Origin of the sequence: Kocuria rhizosphaericola, from assembly GCF_044462205.1 — a bacterium.
Lineage (GTDB): Bacteria > Actinomycetota > Actinomycetes > Actinomycetales > Micrococcaceae > Kocuria > Kocuria rhizosphaericola.
In genome coordinates this window covers 1-1207 of record NZ_JBISWK010000142.1, presented here as the reverse complement: position 1 = coordinate 1207, position 1207 = coordinate 1, and the positions used below count along the sequence as shown (strand labels likewise).

1 protein-coding gene is annotated in these 1207 nt (G+C 78.2%); it reads right to left on the bottom strand.

The genetic code is table 11. The features are described 5' to 3' along the window. Positions 1-26 precede the first annotated feature (26 nt). Complete coding sequence (locus ACH9D2_RS14695; protein ID WP_396363554.1) at positions 27-896, bottom strand: hypothetical protein; 870 nt, start codon at positions 894-896, stop codon at positions 27-29. Positions 897-1207: the final 311 nt, after the last annotated feature.

Here is a 1207-nt window from a genome sequence, read left to right as displayed (position 1 = left end):
TCGTGGGCCCCGGGACGGCGGGCGGCTCAGGACCGGCTGCGCCGCCGCAGGCGCAGCACGCCCGCCGCGCTCGCGGCGGTCCCCGCGGCGAGCAGCCCGGCCAGGAGGCCGGAGCCGGGGCGCTGCTCCGGCTCCGCGGCGGCCGTCTGCAGATTGAGGCCCGGGTTGACGGCCACGGGCGCGGTCTCGACGGGTGCCGCCACGACGGGTGCGACGGGCGCCGGCGCGACCTCCAGCGGGGCGGCCTCGACCGGGGCGGCCTCGACCGGGGCGGCCTCGGCCGGGGCGGGCGGTGCGGGGACCACCGGCGCCACGACCGGCGCCGGGACCACCGGGACCACCGGGGCCGCGGGGGCCGGGGCGGCCGGTCCCTCGCAGGCCACGACGGCCTGCTCGAGGAGCACGAGGAACTGGTTGACCGTGGCCTCGTCGAGGGCCAGCTGCGCCAGGAGCGCCTCGAACGACACGGCGGCGTCGGCGAGGGCCAGCTCGGCGACGGCCGGGTCGAGCGTGCCGAGCGCGGCGGCGAGCTCCTGGTCGAGCTCGACCAGGCGCGCCTCGGCCTGGGCGATGGCCTCCGGATCGCCGGACTCCTGGGCTGCCATCAGCGCGGCCCCGGCGGCCTCCAGCTCCTGCAGGCTCGGCCCGCCGGCGCCTCCCACGAGCGCGGCGTACTGGGCCTCCGCGGCGGCCACGGCCTCGGCCGACGAGCCGAGCGCCGCGAGCGAGTCGGGTGTGAGGCCCGCCCCGGTCAGGGCCGCGTCCAGCTGGGCGGTGGCCTGCAGGCAGGCGGGGTCCCCGGGGGCCGCGACGGCGGCCGGGGCACCGAGGAAGAGCCCTCCGGCCAGCATCGCGGCCGTGGCGCCCGTGGCCGCCCATGTCTTTCCAGCAGTCATGTCCTGTGTCTCCTGTGCTCGGTCCTCGCCCCGGGGAGGCCCCGGGGCCGGCAGCGCGCGGCAGGACCTCCCCCCGGCGTCGCCGCTCCGCACGCGGTGGCGGTGGGCGACAGGAAATGTCGTGCTGCTGGTCGTGCGGCGTGCACCGTGGAGCTCACGGAGATCCGAAAGCGCGTCCGACGGACTGCTGTGCCGTCAAACTACGCGCCGGTAATCAATGTTGGCAATAGTTAATCGAAGGACCCGGCCGGGAGGAGGGCGGAACCGCCCGTGGTGCCCCCGCCGGCCGGAAGAACGCCCGGGCCTCGTCC